Source organism: Cereibacter sphaeroides 2.4.1, assembly GCF_000012905.2.
Taxonomy (GTDB): domain Bacteria; phylum Pseudomonadota; class Alphaproteobacteria; order Rhodobacterales; family Rhodobacteraceae; genus Cereibacter_A; species Cereibacter_A sphaeroides.
The window spans coordinates 22,742-41,993 of the sequence record NC_007488.2 but is presented as its reverse complement, the minus strand read 5'-3'; the positions used below and the strand labels follow the sequence as shown (position 1 = coordinate 41,993).

Here is a 19,252-nt window from a genome sequence, read left to right as displayed (position 1 = left end):
CCCCTACCCGAAAGACGCGACCGGCGCGCCGAAGAGGCTCTCGTCCGGCACGATCCCGAGGCCCGGCCCCTCGGGCAGGCGGATGTGGCCGCCCTCGATCCGCAGGCCGTTCTCGGGGTCGAAATGGCCCTCGATATAGGGCTGGGCCAGCCAGACCCCCTCCATCAGCCGCGGCTGGACGGTGGCGCCGATATGGGTGCAGGCGGCCGCGATGATGTCGCCGCCCCAGGCGTCGTCGCAGGTGTGGGGCATCGAGCGGACCTCGCAGATGTCGCGGAAGACCGCCATCGGGCGGAGGCCGCCGATCCGCGTGACCTTCATGCCGAAGCCGTCGCAGACCCCCTGCCCCACCGCGCGCAGCACGGTCGCCACATCCTCGGCCGTCTCGTCGAGATAGACCGCGTGATGCAGCTGGCCGCGGATCGCGGCGATCTCCTCGATGCTGTTGCAGGGCTGCTCGAGGATGAAGGGGATCTCCGGGCACTCGCGGCTCAGGCGCAGCGCATCGCGCGTGGTGAGGCCGCGGTTGCCGTCCACTGCCAGCCGCATCCGGGTGCCCACCCGTTCCCAGACCTTGCGGATCGTCTCGATATCGATCTCGACCGGGCGGCCGCCGATCTTGACCTGCATCCGCGGATAGCCCTCGTCCGCGCGCTCGGCCGCGATGCGGGCGATCTCGTCGGGCTCGCCCACGCCCGAGGCATAGTAGGAGGGCACCCGCTCGGTCACCGCGCCGCCCAGAAGATCGGCCACCCGCACGCCCCAGGCCTTGCCCATCAGGTCGTGCGCCGCGATGTCGATGGCGGCTTTGGCATAGCGGTGCCCGTTCAGGAGCCCGTCCATCCGCCGTTGCAGCCGCAGGGGCTGCAGCGGATCGGCCCCGATCAGGCCCGGCGCCATCTCGGCCAGCGCGGCCCGGGCGCCCGCCGCATGCTGCGGCTGGTAGACCGGCCCCACGGGGCAGGTCTCGCCCCAACCGATCAGGCCGCTGTCCGTCACGAGCTTCACCAGCGTCGTGTCGAGCGACCAGACCTCGGTGCTGGCCATGCGGTAGGGGCCGTCGCGCACCGGCAGCGGGTGGGCGTAGAGATGCAGTTCGGTGATCTTCATGGAGAGCGTCTCGCGAAGGAAAAAGGGCCGCCGGATCGGCGGCCAGGGGGGAGATCAGTATTCGGTGTTCAGCGCATCCTCGGCGGGGATCTCCGCCTCGCGCCGCGCGATGTAATCCCGCAGCGCCTCGTCGATGCCGGGATCGAGCTTCGGCTCCTCGTAGTCCGCGAGCAGCTTGTGCGCATGGGCCAGCGCCCGCTCGGTGATCTCGACCGCGCCCTCGGCCTGCCATTGCTCGATCGAGCTGTTGTCGAAGAGCTTGGGCAGGAAGAAGGCGCGCTCGAAATTCTCCAGCGTGTGCGGGTGGCCGAGGTAATGCCCGCCCGGCCCCACGTCGCGCACCGCGGCGAGGCCCGCCTCGAAATCGTCCCAGCGGATCCCTTCGGCCATGCGGTAGCCCATGGCGCACATCTCGGCATCCACCACGAATTTCGCCACCGAGCAATGCATCCCCGCCTCGTTCCAGCCCGCCGAATGCCAGATGTAGTTGGCACCCGCATGGAGAACCGCATTCATCGTCATGGCGCTCTCGTAGCCCGCCTGCGCGTCGAAGGTCTTGGCTCCGCCCAAGAGGTTCGAGGTCCGCCACGGCACGTCGTAGAAGCGCGCCATCTGGCCGATCATGAAATTCATGAGGCTGATCTCGGGCGTCCCCGCCATCGGCGCGCCGGATTTCATCGAGACGGTCGAGAGATAATGGCCGTAGATCGCGGGGCAGCCCCTGCGGATCACCTGCGTATAGGCGAGCGCCGACAGAGCCTCGGCATTGAGCTGCGCCACGGCGGGCGCGACGGACGCGGGCGTGTTCGCCCCGCCCAGCACGAAGGGCGAGCAGAGCACCGGCTGGTTCCGGCGGCAGAAGGCGCGCATCGCCGACAGCATGGTCTCGTCCCACACGAGCGGCGAGTTGCCGTTGCAGTTGCCGGTGGTGACGGGCGTCTCCTCCATCGCGTCGCGCCCGAACAGGATCTCGCACATCTGCAGGACATCCTCGGCATTCCTGCCGCTGGTGGTCATGCCCATGAAGGTCTTGTCCGAATATTTCATCGAGGAATAGGTGATGTGCAGGTGGCGGTGGCTCACCTTCCTGTCCATCGGCTCGACGATATGGTGCGCGGTCGAATGCAGCGCGGGCGACATGTGCGCGAGCTTGTGGAACATGTTGAGGTCGGCGAGCGTAGGCCAGCGGCGCACGTCCTCCAGATCGCGCAGGAAGGGCGCGCCGGTCATCGGCACGAAGATCGAGTGCCGGCCGCCGAAAGGCAGGCTCCGCTCCGGGTTCCGGGCCCGGTAGGTCCAGCCCGAGGGGATGGTGGCGATCAGCGCCCGCACGAGGCCGCGGTCGAGATGCACCCGCTCGCCCCGCACGTCGGCGCCCGCGCGCTTCCAGTCGGCCAGGGCTATGGGATCGCGGAAGACGACGCCCACCTCTTCGAGGATCGCCATCGAGGCCGCGTCGAGGCGCTCGACCTCCTCGGGCGACATCGGCGCGCAGTCGGGCAGGCCGCGCTTCAGCGCGGGCAGCATCGCCAGATCGGGCGCCGCCCGCAGCGCCCGGCGCGCGCCCCGCCCTCCGGCCCGCGCCTGTCTCACCGGAAGATCGCCCATGCCCCGCCTCCATCCCTCGGCCACCCGCCGAGTAGGAGGCGAAACGCCCCTCCTCACAGTCGAGGATTCGAAGCGATCCGCATCAAAAACGACGCGGCCTGCCTAGCGCGCCGCGGCCAGCCCCTCGGGCGCGGCGGCGGGGTCCGGGGCCGCCTGCACCGCGGTGATGGCCGCGGCATGGACGATGTCCTCGACCGTGCAGCCGCGCGACAGGTCGTTCGCCGGCCGCGCGAGCCCCTGCAGGATCGGGCCCACGGCGCCGAGCCCGCCCAGACGCTGCGCGATCTTGTAGCCGATGTTGCCCGAGGCGAGATCGGGGAAGATGAAGACGTTGGGCCGCCCCGTCAGCCGGCTGCCCGGCGCCTTCCGCGCGCGGATCGCCTCGTCCAGCGCCGCGTCGAACTGGATCTCGCCATCCACCTCCAGCGTCGGATCGGTCGCGCGGATCAGGCGCAAAGCCTCGCGGATCTTGCCGAGGCTCGGATGATCGGCCGACCCGGCGGTCGAGAAGGACAGAAGCGCCACCCGCGGCTCCTCGCCCAGAAGCGTCCGGGAGCTCTCGGCCGAGGCGCGGGCGATGGCGGCGAGCCCTTCTGCGTCGGGATCGACCACCAGCCCGCAGTCGGCGAAGATCATCCCGCCCCGGATCGGCGCCCCGCCCTCGCAGGCGAGCATGAGAAAGAAGCTCGAGACGAGCGGCGCGCCCTCGGCCCGGCCGATGATCTGCAGCGCGGCCCGCACCGTGTCGGCGGTGGTGGCGACAGCCCCCGCCACCGTCCCGTCGGCCAGCCCCATCCGCACCCGCATCGCGGCCTGTCGGATCGGGTCGCGCATCTCGATCAGCGCCTGCGCGCCGGTCATGCCCTTGGCCGCCCGCATCAGGTGCCAGCGGTCGGCGAGCTCGGGCAGATCCGACGCCTCGGCCGGGCAGATCCGGGTCACGCCCGCGATCTCGGGCCCGTTCATCAGGCTCACGCGCGCGAGCCCCTCCTCGGTCAGGCGCCGCGCGGCTTGGGCCACGCGCGGATCCTCACCCTCGGGCAGCAGGATATGGCGCGGGTGGGCGCGGGCCGTGGCAAGGATGCGCTCGAGCGGCTTCATGGGGGAACCTCAGCTCAGGAAATGCAGGCCGGCGACGACGAAGACGCCGAGGAAGATCGTTTCGGCCACGATCAGGCCGATGGCCACGCCGCCCACGTCGAGCATCCGCGCGAGCGAGGTCTTGATGCCCACCGCGGCGATGGCGATGAGCAGCGCCCAGCGGCTCAGCACGCCCGCCCAGTCGGCCAGAACCGGCGGCACGAGGCCGGCGGAATTCAGCGCCGCCAGCACGAGAAAGCCCAGCACGAACCCGGGCAGCAGCGGCGGGCGCTTGCCGCCCTCGCGCTCGGCCAGCCCCCGGGCGCGGATCACGAGCGAGAAGCAGAGCACGACGGGGGCCAGCATCGACACGCGGATGAGCTTGACGAGCGTCGCCGTCTCGCCGGTCTCGGGGCCGATGGAGAAGCCCGCCCCCACCACCTGCGCCACATCGTGGATCGTGCCGCCGAGGAAGACGCCGCTGTCGCGCGGGGTGAAGCCGAAGAGGCCCGACAGCATCGGATAGAGCACCATCGCCACCGTGGAGAGCACCGTGACCGACAGCACCGTGAAGGCCAGATCGCGCTCGGAGCGGGCATGGCGCGGCAGCACCGCCGCGATTGCCATGGCCGCCGAGGCGCCGCAGATCGCGACCGACCCGCCGGTGAGCAGCGCGAAGCTCCAGTCGCGCCCCACGAGCCGGGCGGCGGCGAGGCCGAAACCGATGGTCAGCACCACGCCCGCCACCACGAGCCCGATGGCCGCAGGCCCGAGGCCCGCCAGCATCTCGACCGAGATCCGCGCCCCCAGAAGCGCCACGCCGAGGCGCAGCACGGTGCGGGCGGTGAAGGCCACGCCCGGGGCGGTGCGGGTGCCCTCCTCGGACAGGAAGTTCAGCGCGAGGCCCAGAAGCAGCGCCATGAGCATCGCGGGCGCCCCGTAATGTTCCGACAGGAACTGCGCCGTCGCCGCCACCAGCGCCGAGACGGCGACGCCCGGAAAGGCTTCGGCAATCGTCCGGCGCGCCGCGCCAAGGGTCAGGGTCATCATGTCATTCCAGATAGGCGGGCCCCGAAGGCAGGGGCCGGAGAAGCCTGCCCGGCGGCAGCCGGACAGGCGGGCAACGGCCGCGCCCGGGCGGGCGAGGCCAGGAAGAGCAGGCCGCAGGGGCCCGAGGAAGCCTGCCCGGCAGGCAGTGCCGGACAATCGAGCGACGGCCCCGCCCCGGAACAGCAGGCCGGAAGGCCCGGAGAAGCCCGCCCGGCAGGCAGCGCCGGACAGTCGGGCGGGTCGCAGAGGGGCCGGACCGGGCCGGCCCCCGGCAAGAGCTCAGGCCGCGCCCTTCTGCGGGCGCATGTCGGCCGGGTCGATCCCCGCCACCACCACCGGCTTCTTCATCGCGTCGCGGCGGAAGGGCTCGCCCAGCTCCTGATTGAGCAGCACCTCGATGAAGGTGGTCTCTCGCGCCTTCATCTGCCGCTCGACCGCCTCGTGCAAGGCCGCCGTCAGTTCGGACTGGCTGCGCACCTGCACCCCATGCGCGCCGCAGGCCCGGGCGATGGCCGCATAGCTCGTGTCGCGGTCGAGCTCGGTGCCCACGAAGTTGTTGTCGTACCACAGCGTCGTGTTGCGCTTTTCCGCGCCCCACTGGTAGTTGCGGAAGATCACCATGGTGATGGCGGGCCAGTCCTCGCGGCCGCAGGCGGTCATCTCGTTCATCGAGATGCCGAAGGCGCCGTCGCCCGCAAAGCCGATCACCGGCGTGTCGGGATTGCCGATCTTGGCGCCGAGGATCGCCGGGAAGCCGTAACCGCAAGGGCCGAAGAGACCCGGCGCCAGATATTTCCGCCCGGCCTCGAAGCTCGGATAGGCGTTGCCGATGGCGCAGTTGTTGCCGATGTCGGACGAGACGATGGCCTCGGCCGGCACCGCCTGCATGATCGCGCGCCAGGCCTGCCGCGGGCTCATCAGATCGGCATCGCGCGTGCGCGCGCCCGCGTTCCATTCGGTGCCCGGATCGTCCTCTTCATGGTCGAGGCTCGACAGCTCCTGCGCCCACCGCGACTTGGTCTGCGCCACGAGATGCCGCCGCTCCTCGCGGCCCGCATCGCCCGCGCCCTCGCCCAGCTGGGCCAGGATCGCGCGCGCCACCTTGGCCGCATCGCCCTGAATGCCCACGGTGACCTTCTTCGTCAGCCCGATCCGGTCGGCATTGATGTCGACCTGAATGATCCTGGCCTCGCGCGGCCAGTAGTCGATGCCGTAGCCCGGCAGCGTCGAGAAGGGATTGAGCCGCGTGCCGAGCGCCAGCACCACGTCGGCGCGGGCGATCAGCTCCATCGCGGCCTTCGAGCCGTTGTAGCCCAGAGGGCCCACGGCGAGCGGATGGCTGCCGGGGAAGCTGTCGTTGTGCTGGTAGTTCGAGGCCACCGGCGCGTCGAGCCGCTCGGCCAGCCGCGCGAGATCCGGGATCGCGCCCGAGAGCACCACGCCCGCCCCGGAGAGGATCACCGGGAAGCGCGCCCCCGACAGAAGCCGCGCCGCCTCGGCCACCGCCTCCTCGCCGCCCGCGGGCCGCTCGAAGGCCACGATCTGCGGCAGCTCGACATCGATGACCTGGGTCCACATGTCCCGGGGAATGTTGATCTGCGCCGGCGCGCTGTTGCGCCAGGCCTGCAGGATCACCCGGTTCAGCACCTCGGGGATGCGCGAGGCGTCGCGCACCTCCTCCTGATAGCAGACGCAATCGGCAAAGAGCCGCATCTGCTCCATCTCCTGGAAGCCGCCCTGCCCGATGGTCTTGTTGGCCGCCTGCGGCGTCACCAGCAGAAGCGGCGTATGGTTCCAGTAGGCGGTCTTGACCGGCGTCACGAAGCCGGTGACGCCGGGGCCGTTCTGGGCGATGGCCATCGACATCTTGCCCGTCGAGCGGGTGAAGCCATCGGCCATCAGGCCCGCGTTCGTCTCGTGGGCGCAATCCCAGAAGGTGATCCCGGCCTTCGGGAACAGATCCGACACCGGCATCATGGCCGAGCCGATGATCCCGAACGCATGTTCGATGCCGTGCATCTGCAGGACCTTCACGAAGGCCTCTTCGGTGGTCATTCTCATGGCGTTGGCTCCTTATCCGCGCTCGTCGCGATAGTGATAGAGGTGATAGAGACCCCACTGGCCGAGACGCCGGAACGGCGTCTTCCAGCCCTCGTGGGGCAGTTCGGTCTGAAAGATCGGCAGGCGCGGCACGGCCTCGCCAGCCACCAGCTGTGCGAGCCTCCGCCCGGCCATGGCGGAATACATCACGCCGTTGCCGCCGTAGCCGAGCGCGTAGAACATGCCCGGCACGTCCGGCACGGCGGTGATGCGGGGCATCATGTCGTGGCTCACATCGACCCAGCCCCACCAGCTGTAGTCGAGCTCGACGCCGCGCAGCGTCGGGAACTTGCGGCCGATCGCGGCGCGCAGCGCATCGAGATGCGCAGGGTTGGCCGCATCGCGCCCGGTGATCGCCGCCCGCGAGCCGATCTGAAGCCGGTTGTCGGGCAGCAGCCGGTAATAGTGGCGCAGCGTGCGGGTGTCGGTCAGGGGCGAGCCGGTGCGGATGCCCACGGCCTCGAGTTCGGCCGGGGTCAGAACCCGCGTGACCACGCTGTTCGACAGGATCGGCATCAGCCGGTCGCGCAGCCGCCCGTGCAGCGACCGCGTAGCATAGGCCGCCGTGGCCACCGCCACGCGCCGGGCGCGCACCGTGCCGCCGGGCGTGCGCAGGTGATGCACGCCCCCCTTCAGCTCCCAGCCCTGCACCGGGCTGTCGGGATGGACCGTGGCGCCCAGCCCGCGCGCGGCGCGGAGGTAGCCGAAGGCGAGCTTCGCCGCGTGGATCGCCACTCCGTCGGCCTCCCACAGCGCGCCATGCGCCTCGGCATCGCGCACTGCGGTGCGGAACAGCTCCTCGCGCGAGAGCATCCGTGCGTCATAGCCGAACCGCTCGCGCAGAAGCGCCGCCTCCTTCTCCAGCGCGGGCAGCACGCCCGCCTTGTGGGCGATGTAGTAATGGCCGCCGTCCTGCGGCTCGCAGTCGATGGCGGGATCGCGCAGCAGGCCGCGGAACAGGGCGAAGGCCTCGACCATCTCGCCATGCATCCCGCGCGCCACATCGAGGCCCCAACGCTCGATCCACTGGCTGCGCTTCAGCCGGCCCGCACTGATCTGGGCCTGACCGCCGTTGCGGGTCGAGCAGCCGTAGGCCACGCCGTTGGCCTCGAGCACCGTGGCGCGGATCCCGTGCTCTCGCGCCAGATGGAGCGCGGTCGAAAGGCCGGTGTAGCCCGAGCCGATCACCGCCACATCCACATCCATGTCCCGCGTCACGGGACCGTCATCGGCGGGGGCGGGCCCCGCCGTGCCGATCCAGTAGGTCGGCGCATAGGCGCTGCCGGGCCCGAGGCTGCGCGCCGTCATCGGATCGTAGAGGGGATCGAACGGCACCGGCCGGTGTCTGTCGAGGGCGTTCATGGCGGATCACCGGGCGGGGATCGACGGGCGCTGCTTGCGGAGCGCCTGCTTCTCGACGATCCGGCCGTCCGCGATGCGGAACAGGTCCGCGCCCTGCACCTCGATCCGCGTGCCGTCGGGGTTGGTGGCGCGGAAGGTCCACTGGCTCACGCCGCGGGTGCCGTCCTCGGACAGGAAGTGGCTGTGGTCGGCCCATTGCACGTCCGGCATCGCGGTCCAGACCCCGGTGAAGGCGCGGGCGATGGCCTCGCGGCCCTCGATCCGGGTGCCGTGCTCGGCCTCGCCCGCCACCGTGTAGAACACGCAATCCTCGGCGAAGGGGGCCATGACGGCGTCGATGTCGTGGCGGTTGAAGGCGTCGAAGAGGGCCGCCAGATCGCTGGCGGTGAGAGGGGTCGACATGGAACGTCTCCTTGGAACTAGTAGCCCATCGCCCGGGGCAGCCAGAGGGCAAGCTCGGGGAAGCTGGCGATGATGAAGATTGCGGTGACCGACGCGGCCGCGAAGGGCAGCGCGCGCAGGCTGATCCGCTCGATCGAGACGCCCGAGATGCCCGAGGCGATGAAGAGGTTCTCGCCGAGCGGCGGGGTCTGGAAGCCGACAGAGAGCGTGCAGATCATCACGATCCCGAAGTGGATCGGGTCGATGCCCACCATGTAGGCCACGGGCAGCATCACCGGCACGAGGATCATGATGGCGGCCAGCGTCTCCATGAACATGCCGACGATGAGCAGCATCCCGATCACCATGGCCCAGATCGCATGGATGTTGGTGGTAAGCCCCAGAACGCCGCCCGCGATGATGCCCGGAATGTTGTTCTCGACCAGCACCCGGCCGAAGATCGTGGCCGCGAAGAGCACGAGCAGCACCCGCCCCGCCAGCCAGGTGGTCGTGTCGAGCGCCTTGATGACCTCGGCCAGATCCAGCTCGCGGTAGATGAAGATCCCGACGAAGAGCGTGTAGAAGATCGCGACGATGGCGGCCTCGGTGGGGGTGAAGAAGCCCGAATAGATGCCGCCGAGGATCACGACCGGGGCGAGCAGCGCCCAGAAGCCCTGATAGCAGGCGCGGGCCACGTTGCGGGCCGAGAGCGGCGCGGCCGAGCCGCGGAAACCCCGCATCCGGCAGCGGATGTAGTTCATCACAAGGAGCCCGCCCGCCATGATGACCCCCGGCACGAAGCCCGCGATGAAGAGCTTCGAGATCGAGACCGACTGGAAGGGACCGTGCGCCGCGATGGCCTCGGGCGGCGGGGCGAGCCCCATGGCCGAGATGCCGAAGATCACCATCGGGATCGAGGGCGGGATGATGATCCCGAGCCCGCCCGCCGCCGCCGTGACCGAGGCCGCATAGCCCGGCCCGTAGCCCTGCCGCGACATGGCCGGGATCATCAGCATCCCCACCGCCGCCGTGGTGGCCGGACCCGAGCCCGAGATCGCGCCGAAGAAGAGGCAGGCCATGATCGTCGCGGCCGACAGGCCCCCCGTGAAGGGACCGGCGAGGCTTTCGGCCACCGCAATGAGCCGCCGCGACAGGCCCGCGGCCTCCATCAGCGCGCCGGCGAGGATGAAGGAGGGCAGCGCCATCAGCGGGAAGGACCCCACCGAGGACCAGGCCATCTGCACCATCTTGATCGGGTTGTCGCCCAGATAGACCATGGCGGCCAGCGCCGAGACGCCGAGCGCCACGGTGATCGGCGCGCCGAGAAGCATGAGGGCGAAGAAGGCCCCGAACAGGATTTCGATCAAAAGGCCGTCCATCACTTGCGACCCCGCGCGTCGAAGTGGCGGATCTCGTCCTCGGCCAGTTCCATCATGTCCTCGACCTCGGCGCGGTCGGGGTCGCGCGGATCGACGCCCTGCACGAGCTTCATGTAATTGACCTGCAGGATGCGCAGCGTCATCAGCGCGAAGGCGATGGGCAGCACGAGATAGACGTAGCGCATCTGCCAGCCCAGCGTCTGCGCCTTCACGAAGGGCTTCAGCCGGTCGATGAACTGGACCGACTGCCAGATGAAGACGAGGTTGAAGCCGATCCAGAACAGGTCGCCCACCGCCTCGACGAGGCGCGCCTTGGCGCGGGGCAGCGCGTTCAGATGGAACGACACCCGGTTGTGGGCCGCGATCCGGGCCGCATAGGCGGCCCCGAAATAGGCGAACCACACGAACAGGATGACCGACAGTTCCTCGATCCAGGTGATCGAGAAGCCGAAGGCCTGCCGGGCGACGATCTGCACGAAGAGCAGCGTGACGAAAAGGGCGAGGATCACCCGGCAGACATGGCTTTCGAACCTGTCCAGGAACGACCAGACAGCAGGCATGGAAGACCTCCGACAGAGGGCTGGAAGATGCGTCGCGGGACGGGACGGGCGGTTACTGGACGGTGGGCCGGCCGAGCGAGGTCAAGACGCCGTTCAGCACCTCGATGCCGCCGATCTGGTCGGCGAACTTGGGCCAGACCTGCGCGGTCGCCAGCTCGATGAAGCCCTTCTCGCCGTCCGCGGGCGGCGTGATCTCCATGCCGCGCGCCACCAGCTCGTCGCGGATCCGGCTCTCCTGCTCGCGCAGGAAGGCCGAGGAGGCCTGCGTCGCCGCCTCGCCCGCGGCGAGGATCTGCGCCTGCTTCTCCTCGCTCAGCCCCTCGAACAGGGCCTCGCTCACGATCAGCGGCTCGATCGAGAAGATGTAGCGCAGCTCGGTGACATATTTCTGCACCTCGTCGAACTTCATCGCATAGACGGTCATGTAGGGATTGTCCTGCCCGTCCACGACCTTCTGCTGAAGCGCCGCGAAGGTCTCGCCCCAAGCCATCGGCGTGGGGTTGATGCCCCAGCTCTTGTAGGTCTCGATCATGATCTCGTTCTTGGGCACGCGCACGATCAGCCCCTGCATGTCCTCGACCGAGGCCACGGGCTTCTTCGAATTGGTCAGCACCCGGAAGCCCGAATAGCCCCAGCCGATGATGCGCACGCCCGCATCCTCGACCGTCTTCTCGATCATCTGCCGGCCGACCTCGCCCTGCGTGACCGTCTCGGCATCCTCCTGGCTCAGGATGACATAGGGCAGCGTCAGCGTGCCCACCGAGGGCGAGAAGGGCGTGATGTTGTTGATCGCGAGGATCGAGAAGTCGAGCGTGCCGGTAGCCGCGGCCGTCACCGTGTCCTGCTCGTCGCCGAGCTGGCCGTTCAGGAACAGCTTGCCCGTCATCTCGCCGCCCGACTCCTTCTCGAGCGCCGCGACGAAGGCCTTGCCGAGCGCCTCCTGCGTGCCGCCCGCGCCATCGCCCACGGCGATGCGGAACTCTTCGGCCCAGGCCGGCAGGGCGGCCAGCAGGGCCAGGGCGGTTCCGGCGAGGAATGTCTGCGCTTGGGTCATCTCGGTCTCTCTCTCTGTTGGCGGCTCGCTCTTGTGGCGAATCCATGACGACATATTGCCGCAGCGATCCCGCTCGGATATGTCCAGTTCAGAGCGAATGTAGGTCCAGATGCAGAGCCGGATCCCGATCGAGGCGATCTTCCTGCGCGACGATGCGCCGACGCTGCAGGGGCGTCTCGCGGCGGCGGTGGTGCGCGCCATCCTCGAATCCCGCGCCCGCCCCGGCGCGCGCCTGCCCTCGAGCCGCCGCCTCGCCCAAGGTCTGGGCGTGTCGCGGATGACGGTGACGCTCGTCTATCAGGATCTCATCAGCCAGGGCTATCTCGAGGCCCTGCCCCGCTCCGGCATCGCGGTCGCGGCCACCGTGCCGCATCGCCGGATGGAGCCGGTGGCGGGCGCCCGCACGCGGGCAGGCCTCGTGCGCTGGGAGGACTGGTGGGCCGAGCACGACCAGCCGCGCCGCGTGATCCGCAAGCCCTCGAACTGGCGCGCCTTCCGCTATCCGTTCATCTTCGGGCAGGTCGATCCCGCCCTCTTCGACCATCACGCCTGGCGCGACTGCGCGCGCCGCGCGCTCGGCACGCGCGACTTCTCGGATCTCGCGGCCGACCGCTACGGCGCCGACGATCCGCTGCTCGTCGATTACATCTGCTCGAACACCCTGCCCCGCCGCGGCTTTCAGGCCGAGCCCGACGAGGTGCTGGTCACGCTCGGCGCGCAGAACGCGCTCTATCTGGCGGTCGAGCTGCTGGCCCGGATCGACCGGCTCGCCGTGACCGAAGAGCCGGGCTATCCCGACTTCGCCGAGACGCTGCGCCGCGCCAGCAGCCCGATCCACTTCCTGCCGGTCGATGCGATGGGCCTCGATCCGGCGCGGCTGCCCGAGGCCACGCGCCTCGTGATCGCCACGCCGAGCCATCACATCCCCACCGGCGCCACCATGCCGCTGGCCCGCCGGCAGGAGCTTCTGCGCCGCGCGGAAGAGCTCGACGCGCTCATCATCGAGGACGATTACGATTTCGAGATGTCCTATCTCGCGCCGCCCGCCCCGGCGTTGAAGTCGCTCGACGGATCGGGGCGGGTGATCTACATCGGCAGCTTCTCGAAATCGCTCTTTCCGGGCCTGCGCATCGGCTACATGGTGGCCCCTGCCCCCTTCATCGCCCGGGCGCGGGCGCTGCGCGCCATGATCCTGCGCCATCCGCCGAGCCATCTGCAGCGCATCACCGCCTATTTCCTCGCGCTCGGCCATTACGACGCCCATATCGTGCGGCTGCGCCAGACGCTGAAGGCCCGCCGCCGCGTGCTCGAGGAGGCGCTGGCGGCCTCGAGCCTCAGGATCGAGGGGGCGGCGGTGCAGGGCGGCTCCAGCGTCTGGGTCAGCGCCGAGGGCACCGACAGCGAGGCGCTGGCCGCGCGGCTCCATGCCGACAGCGTGCTGATCGAGCCGGGCTCGGTCTTCTTCGAGACACCCCCCGCGCGCTGCCCGGTCTTCCGGCTGGGCTATGCCACGATCTCGGCCGAACGGATCCCCGAGGGGATCGCCCTGATCGACCGCGCCGCCCGCGAGCGCGCCTGATCCGCCGCGCTCCGGCCGCAGGCACCGCGCGTCGTCCACCCGGCCCCGCCCCCCGGGACGGCCCGCCTCCGGGCGCTCCCCTGCCTCATATCTCCGCCCGCACGCAGGCCCGTCCGTCGGCCTTGGCGCGGTAGAGCAGCCGGTCGGCGCGGCGGATCGCGTGATGCACGTCCTTGTCGCGCCGCATCGCGACGAGCCCGGCCGAGAAGGTGCAGCGCAGCGCGGGCAGATCGGGCGAGACCACCGCCACAGCCAGCGCCTCCTGCAGCCGCTCGAGCCGCGCCTGCGCGGTCTCCAGCGGACAGTTCGGCATGAACAGCACGAATTCCTCGCCGCCGAACCGGCCGAACAGGTCGACGGAGCGGATGCTGTCCGTCGTGATGCGGCAGAAGGAGACCAGCACCGCATCGCCCGCCGTATGGCCATAGAGGTCGTTCACCTGCTTGAACCGGTCGAGGTCCATCACCGCCAGCGCATGGGTGCCGAAGGTGCCGTGGCGGGGCTGCTGATCCAGCCAGCGTTCCAGATGATCCATCACGAAGCGCCGGTTCGGCACCCCGGTCAGCGGATCGGTCCAGGAGGCCCGCTGCGCCGCATCCCGCTCGCTGCGCAGCGCAAGGCTCTCCGAGCGCAGCCGCGTCACATCGGTCGCATGGACGAGCATCCGCCCGTCGGGCGCCGTGGTCTCGGTGATCCAGATCCAGCGCCCGTCGTGGAGCGCGGCCTCGTAGGCGCGGAAGGGCACCCGGCCGCGACTCGCGGCCGCCGCCGCAAGCCAGCCCTCGAAATCCTCGGTGACGATCAGCGCGCCCTGCCGCATCGCGTGATTGCGCCGCATGATCTGGCGCCACGAGGGCGCCTCGGCCGGATCGCAGCCGAAGGTCGCGCAATAGGCCGGATTGGCGGCGCGGAGCCGGTCTTCGGCATCGAAGACCGCGACCGGATCCTGCGACAGCCAGAGCAGATCCTGCGCGTCGGGTCCGAAGTCGATGGCCTCCGCCCTTCGTATAGCCTCGCTCATCCGCCTCTTCCCCTCGATCCTCCGCGGGCGGCCCTCGGGCCGCACGGCCCCGGATCGTCCCAGACCTGCCGCGCCGGGTCGCCGGCCCCCTCCGGCGCGACCGCGCCGGATCCGAAGGCCGTCGCCGCAGTAGCACGGCTGGCCCCACCCCAAAAGATGCGGCTTTCGCCAGAAGAAGAGGAAGAAGAAGATGCGCCGCCCCGGTCCCGGCCGCCTCGCCGATGCCGCAGGATCGGCCGCGATCGACCCCGGGCCCGGCGACAGGCGCGATCCGGGCCGATTTCCGCCCGGCGCAGGCGGCCGGCGGCCCCGCGCGCGCGCCGATGCGCTCCCCGGAGGGCCCGCGCGTCATCGCCTCCGCGGCGCGGCGGATCCCGCTGCGGCCCTCACCGCATCGGCAGCTCGATCACAGGAACGTGCGCTGAACCTCGTCGATGAAGGCGCTTTCGGCCGCGCTCAGGCTGCGGTCGCGCAGCCGGATCACGCCCGAGCGGCTCTCGGGCAGCTGGAAGTCGATGGGCAGCGCCTCGATCTCGTCGAGGGTGCGCACCGTCGAGGCGCTGACGATGGCCAGAAGATCCGTCCGCCGCAGCATCGCCGCCACCGCCAGCGTGTCCGACAGCTCGACCGTCGGCACGATGGGCGCGAGACCCGTGCGCCGCAGCAGTTCGCGCAGCGCCACCGACGAGGAGGAGGAGGGATCGCTGAAGATCCACCGCTCCCGCGCGAGCTCGGCCAGCGACAGGGCGCCCTTCCCGTGCAGCGGATGCGACGAGCGCGCCACGATGGTGAAGCGGTCCGCCTTCATCTCGATCACCTCGTGGTGCGTGTAGTGGCGCACCATGTCGATCGTGCCGAACATCAGCGCGATCTGCCGGTCCTCGAGCCGCTGGGCGAGCCGCGTCATCTGGTCGGCCACGATGGCGACCCGCATCGCGGGATAGAGCCGCAGGAAGGCCTCGACCGCGCGCGGGATGATGTCGACCATCCAGCGCGGCCCGCAGCCGATCCGCAGGATGCCGCTCTGCTCGCCGCGCTCCTGCGCGAACCGCTCCCGCAGCGCCTCGGTCTCGGCCGCGAAACGCGCCACATAGTCCAGCAACAGCTGCCCCGCCTCGGTCAGCCGCGCGGGCCGCGTGCTGCGGTCGAAGACATCGAGCCCGAGCTCGCCTTCGAGCCGCGCGATGCTCTGGGCCAGCGCCGAGGGCGAGATGCCGAGATAGCGCGCGGCCGCCGTCCCCGAGCCCATCTGCGCCAGCGTCTCGAAATGCCACAGCTGCCGCGGGTTCATCTCGGCATAGGCGAGCCCCCCGCGGCCCCGCGCCGGAGCCGCCTCAGCCGATCTCGCGCCAGCGGAGGCAGGCGGCGCTGCGGATGGGATCGCCGCAGCGCCGGTGCTGGATCTTGTCATGCTGTCCTCCCTCAGGCGCCGAGCCGCCTCGCCCGGCCCGCGCAACGGCACCATCTGCGCGTGACTTCACTAATGAGTCAACTCGATACGAAACGAATGAATGTTTTAATTAACTACCGCCGTGCGCCCCTCCTTACCGACCGCTCCCACCAACAGGTTCCCCGATCCCCCCGCAAAGGATCGGCCCCGCCGAAATACCTCCAACACCCTGCCGCCGCGGCCGCGACCCTCTGCGACAGCGACACCGGCGCCCTCTCGTCTGGATGAGCCCGCCCGAGCCGGGGGATGCCTCCGAAGGCCCGCCCGCTCCTCGGGCGCGGCCGCGATCCGCGCGCCTCATCCACGACCCATCTGCATCACGGTCGGGAGACGGCCGTTCGAGGACGGGCTGCGGTTGACGCGATCGTTCGGATGGACCGGCGCGCGCGTCCCCGGCCCCTGCCCCGCCGCCATGTCGGCCGCATGGGCCAGCACCTCCTTCGCATTCATGTCGGTCTGGATGCCGCTGTCGGTCTGCCGGACCGCCAGCGGGAAATGACCGTCTGTCACCCCTGCCCCCAGTCGCGCGCAGGCGTCGAGGACCCTGCCCCGCCCGCTCGGCATCGAGCGCCCCGAGCGCGAGGTTCGCCCCCGCCGACAGTCCGGTCGAGAGCCGCCGCCCACGTCCCCGGTCGCCCGCGTCACCTCAGCGGAAGCCGGCGCGCCCGCACGCGAGATCGTGCGCCGCCACCTCTCCGTCGCCCGCCCCGTTTCCATCGGCGTCCGCCAGCACCCGGCGACCGGTTCGAAGACAGCATGTCCCTGAAACGCTCCGGCCGCGCCTCACCGAAGCCTGCGGGCGGAGCCGCGTGACAGGGGCACGCCCCGCCACGCGGCGTGAGCATGCTGGCGCTGCGTCGCCCGAGGACCCTGCCCCGCAGCGCCAGCTCGCCTCCGCTCCCACGCACAACACTGCGGGATGGGCGTCTGTCCGCCGGCCCCGTCGGCCGAGTCTGCGCTGCTCCGCAGTGACCGGAGGATTCCGCCGCCAGTGCCGACCTGCCTCTGTTCGCCGCAACATGGCGATGCAAGCCGCACTCCCTGTGCGCCGGTGCCGGCAACCCGGCTCCCGCTCCTTTACGGAGGCCACAGGCATTGCCCCCGGAAGCCGGTCCGGCCTTGCCGCAAAGCCCCGGCCAAGCCGGAGTGCCGTGCGCGCTGGCTTCTGCAACCGGCGACCGACGCACCTCGCGGCAGCCTCCTCTTCGCCGCGCTGTCGACCGTCCGCTCCCCCGTGATCCATTTCGGACTCTGACCCGTGCGGACCTTGTAGCGCCGGGAGCTCTCGCAGTCGCACCCTTAGCCTCGTTGCCTGCTCCCGCCTGCCGCGCGTTTATCAGACCGCACCCGCCCGACACGCCCGCGCCATCTGTCTCTCTTCGCCTTCAGACCATCGGACACCGCCCTCTCCCGAAGAACTTGTGGGCTTCAATTCCACGCTCTGTCGACACGCCCGCCAGACCTGTCCGAGCGTGCAATCCGGGTCGCGCGGCTCTGCCATTGCGGTTCCTCCACGGCGCGCCGTCTGCCAGACGCATGCCAGACCGGCTGTTGCCGAAAGAAGAATGAGACCCGACGACGCGCGCATCGCGGCAGAGTCGGCGGCGGATCACGAGGTCTCTTACCCTTTGTCCGCCTGATGCGCCTGTCTTTCGGCCAGCCTTGAGGCGCCTTCGTCGCGATCGAGCGGGCAGCAGAAACTTCACCTTCGGCGCATCGAGACTCTGCTGCGCTCAAGCAGCGTCCCAATTCAAGTCAATTTTCCGCATTTTACGGGTGCTGCGGGGCGACCGCGTGACCTGGAGGTCTCGGTGCGAGGATACCGTTTCGAAAGTTGACAGCTGTCAACTTTTCACCCGCCCGTCGGTCGCCGAGGGTCCGCCAATGGGCGCCCGCACACTTCACACTCGAGAAATGGTCCGTCCCATGCCGAAGGCATCCGGCCGAAATCGTCGTCCCCCACGCAGGTCGCTGTGAACCCGCCCTGCGAGTTGACAGCTGTCAACTTTCAACGTCCACGGCGTCGGTGCCGTCGAGCCGCTCACAAACCGTCTCGCCACCCAAACACAAAGAAGCAAGCTCCTCCTCTCACCTTACGGGCAGAAGCACAGCTCTCTGTCCATAGCTGCGCATTTCCACCGCTCGCACCCGGCAATCGTTCGGACCGGACACACTCCCTCAGGTGCGTCTCAAGCGGCCTCACGTGTCTCGGCGAGCAGCGCCATGATCATCGGCGTGGGCGAGAAGGCACCCTCGCTGGCACGACGGGTGAGGGCCCGGAGATAGCCGCCCGGATTCCGGATCGAGGCGAAGCGCTGCAGGATGGCGGCGAGCGCAACGGACGCCGTCTCGGCGCCCATTTCCGCCTTTGCCTCTTCCCAGGCGGAGGGTGTGATGCCCATCATGCCCCGCAGCCGGCTCGCAGCGGCGGTCAGGTCGCGCCAGTTGCGGATCTCGGGCGCATAGGGTTCCAGATCCGGGCAGGCTTTCAGGACAAGTCCCAGCGGAAGTGTCGGGGCAGGCCGCTGATTGTCGTTAATCTCCAGCGAGGCGAGTTCCTCGGGGCGCGCTTCGTCAGGTTCCGCCCGGTTGGGTGAGGGTCTGTTAGCCTTTTCGTCCGGGCTCTCACCGCCGATGTTTCGGCAATCTTTCTCAGCCTCGCCGCTGGTCTTTCCACAGGCATGCCCGCCTTCAAGATCAGAAGATTCTGTCTTTGATTCTGTATGGTGCCGCTCGATCCGGCCGACTGTGCCGTCCATTTCCGCTGCGCGAAGGGCCAGCGTCCTCCGGATGTCCCCGAGCACCAGGTCGAGCGTCCGCGCCATCTCGGCCAGATCGGCCAGCGTCAGTCGCCGGCGCAGGGCACGCCGGATCGGCATCAGCCGCGGCTCGATCCCCGCAGCGCGGCCCTCCGGATCGGCGTAGGCGGCGAGCTTGGTCGCATCCCGGAGCTTCAGCACCAAGGCCGTCCGGGCCCGCGCCATCGCTTCGGCTTCAGCCTCGAGAGCCGCCGCCGTCTCGGCGATCTCCGCCGCCCGGACGAGCAGGGGGCGCAGGTCGAAGCCATAGGCCGTCACCAGCTCGCCCGCGCGGTTGCGGTGGGCGTAGCGCTTGCCGTTCGCACTGTCGCGCCGCGCCACGAGCCCTGCCTCGACCAGCGCCGCGAGATGACGGCGCAGCGTGCTCTCGGCCATGCCATGCGCCCGGTCCGAAAGCGTCGCATTCGACGGAAAAACCACGAGCGGCGCCGCGTCGGTCAGAACCCGGCCGGGCAGGAAGCTCAGCAGCGCATAGAGGACGGCCAGATCCCGGTCCGAGACGCCGAAGCGAGCGCGCGCGGTGCGGAGGTCGGCAAACAGCGCCCATTTGTCGATCTCGGGCAGGGGGGACCGCGCCTCGGCGAGCCGCTGGCTCGCGAGGATCCCAGCCGTCACCGGCTGGCGCCCGAAGGGCGTCAGGGAAATGTGGTGCATGGCGATGTCACGCAGCAAAAGAGATCCGGCCACCCGGGAGGTGTT

General features: G+C 70.0%; 15 protein-coding genes. 1 reads left to right on the top strand and 14 read right to left on the bottom strand.

Annotation, left to right across the window (positions count from 1 at the left end; translation table 11 throughout):
* Nucleotides 1-3 precede the first annotated feature (3 nt).
* From RSP_RS19980 to RSP_RS19935, 10 genes are all read right to left on the bottom strand, one after another.
* Nucleotides 4-1,110: a mandelate racemase/muconate lactonizing enzyme family protein gene (locus RSP_RS19980; RefSeq protein WP_011331277.1), complete on the bottom strand. Its 1,107-nt coding sequence runs from the start codon at nucleotides 1,108-1,110 to the stop codon at nucleotides 4-6.
* A 54-nt stretch (nucleotides 1,111-1,164) separates the two neighbouring features.
* Nucleotides 1,165-2,718, bottom strand: coding sequence for a trimethylamine methyltransferase family protein (locus tag RSP_RS19975; RefSeq protein ID WP_011331276.1), 1,554 nt, complete (start codon nucleotides 2,716-2,718; stop codon nucleotides 1,165-1,167).
* Between the two features lie 102 nt (nucleotides 2,719-2,820).
* A complete protein-coding gene (gene pta, locus RSP_RS19970) occupies nucleotides 2,821-3,819 on the bottom strand; it encodes a phosphate acetyltransferase (protein WP_011331275.1) in 999 nt (332 codons plus the stop codon).
* 9 nt (nucleotides 3,820-3,828) lie between these two features.
* A complete protein-coding gene (locus tag RSP_RS19965) occupies nucleotides 3,829-4,848 on the bottom strand; it encodes a YeiH family protein (RefSeq protein ID WP_011331274.1) in 1,020 nt (339 codons plus the stop codon).
* A gap of 279 nt (nucleotides 4,849-5,127) precedes the next feature.
* Nucleotides 5,128-6,909, bottom strand: coding sequence for a sulfoacetaldehyde acetyltransferase (gene xsc, locus RSP_RS19960; protein WP_011331273.1), 1,782 nt, complete (start codon nucleotides 6,907-6,909; stop codon nucleotides 5,128-5,130).
* A gap of 12 nt (nucleotides 6,910-6,921) precedes the next feature.
* Entirely contained in the window at nucleotides 6,922-8,310 is a 1,389-nt protein-coding gene (locus tag RSP_RS19955; protein ID WP_011331272.1) for an NAD(P)/FAD-dependent oxidoreductase, read from the bottom strand.
* Nucleotides 8,311-8,316: 6 nt separating this feature from the next.
* Nucleotides 8,317-8,712, bottom strand: a complete 396-nt coding sequence (locus RSP_RS19950; RefSeq protein ID WP_011331271.1) for a nuclear transport factor 2 family protein — start codon at nucleotides 8,710-8,712, stop codon at nucleotides 8,317-8,319.
* 17 nt (nucleotides 8,713-8,729) lie between these two features.
* Nucleotides 8,730-10,070: a TRAP transporter large permease gene (locus tag RSP_RS19945; protein WP_011331270.1), complete on the bottom strand. Its 1,341-nt coding sequence runs from the start codon at nucleotides 10,068-10,070 to the stop codon at nucleotides 8,730-8,732.
* A complete protein-coding gene (locus RSP_RS19940; RefSeq protein ID WP_002724859.1) occupies nucleotides 10,070-10,630 on the bottom strand; it encodes a TRAP transporter small permease in 561 nt (186 codons plus the stop codon). Before RSP_RS19940 ends, RSP_RS19945 begins: the two co-directional genes overlap by 1 nt.
* A 52-nt stretch (nucleotides 10,631-10,682) precedes the next feature.
* Complete coding sequence (locus RSP_RS19935) at nucleotides 10,683-11,684, bottom strand: TRAP transporter substrate-binding protein (RefSeq protein ID WP_009565859.1); 1,002 nt, start codon at nucleotides 11,682-11,684, stop codon at nucleotides 10,683-10,685.
* Nucleotides 11,685-11,793: 109 nt separating this feature from the next.
* Here RSP_RS19935 and pdxR point away from each other — a divergent pair, with 109 nt between their 5' ends.
* Nucleotides 11,794-13,263: a MocR-like pyridoxine biosynthesis transcription factor PdxR gene (pdxR, locus tag RSP_RS19930; protein ID WP_011331268.1), complete on the top strand. Its 1,470-nt coding sequence runs from the start codon at nucleotides 11,794-11,796 to the stop codon at nucleotides 13,261-13,263.
* 85 nt (nucleotides 13,264-13,348) lie between these two features.
* Here the strand turns inward: pdxR and RSP_RS19925 are convergent, their stop codons facing one another.
* The 4 genes from RSP_RS19925 to repC all read right to left on the bottom strand — a co-directional run bounded on the left by RSP_RS19925 (nucleotide 13,349) and on the right by repC (nucleotide 19,207).
* Nucleotides 13,349-14,284: a GGDEF domain-containing protein gene (locus RSP_RS19925; RefSeq protein ID WP_011331267.1), complete on the bottom strand. Its 936-nt coding sequence runs from the start codon at nucleotides 14,282-14,284 to the stop codon at nucleotides 13,349-13,351.
* 406 nt (nucleotides 14,285-14,690) lie between these two features.
* Entirely contained in the window at nucleotides 14,691-15,695 is a 1,005-nt protein-coding gene (locus RSP_RS19920) for a LysR family transcriptional regulator (RefSeq protein WP_011331266.1), read from the bottom strand.
* Nucleotides 15,696-16,031: 336 nt separating this feature from the next.
* Nucleotides 16,032-16,244, bottom strand: coding sequence for a lyase family protein (locus RSP_RS19915; RefSeq protein WP_017140458.1), 213 nt, complete (start codon nucleotides 16,242-16,244; stop codon nucleotides 16,032-16,034).
* A 1,679-nt stretch (nucleotides 16,245-17,923) separates the two neighbouring features.
* Nucleotides 17,924-19,207, bottom strand: coding sequence for a plasmid replication protein RepC (repC, locus tag RSP_RS19910; RefSeq protein WP_023003418.1), 1,284 nt, complete (start codon nucleotides 19,205-19,207; stop codon nucleotides 17,924-17,926).
* Nucleotides 19,208-19,252 lie beyond the last annotated feature (45 nt).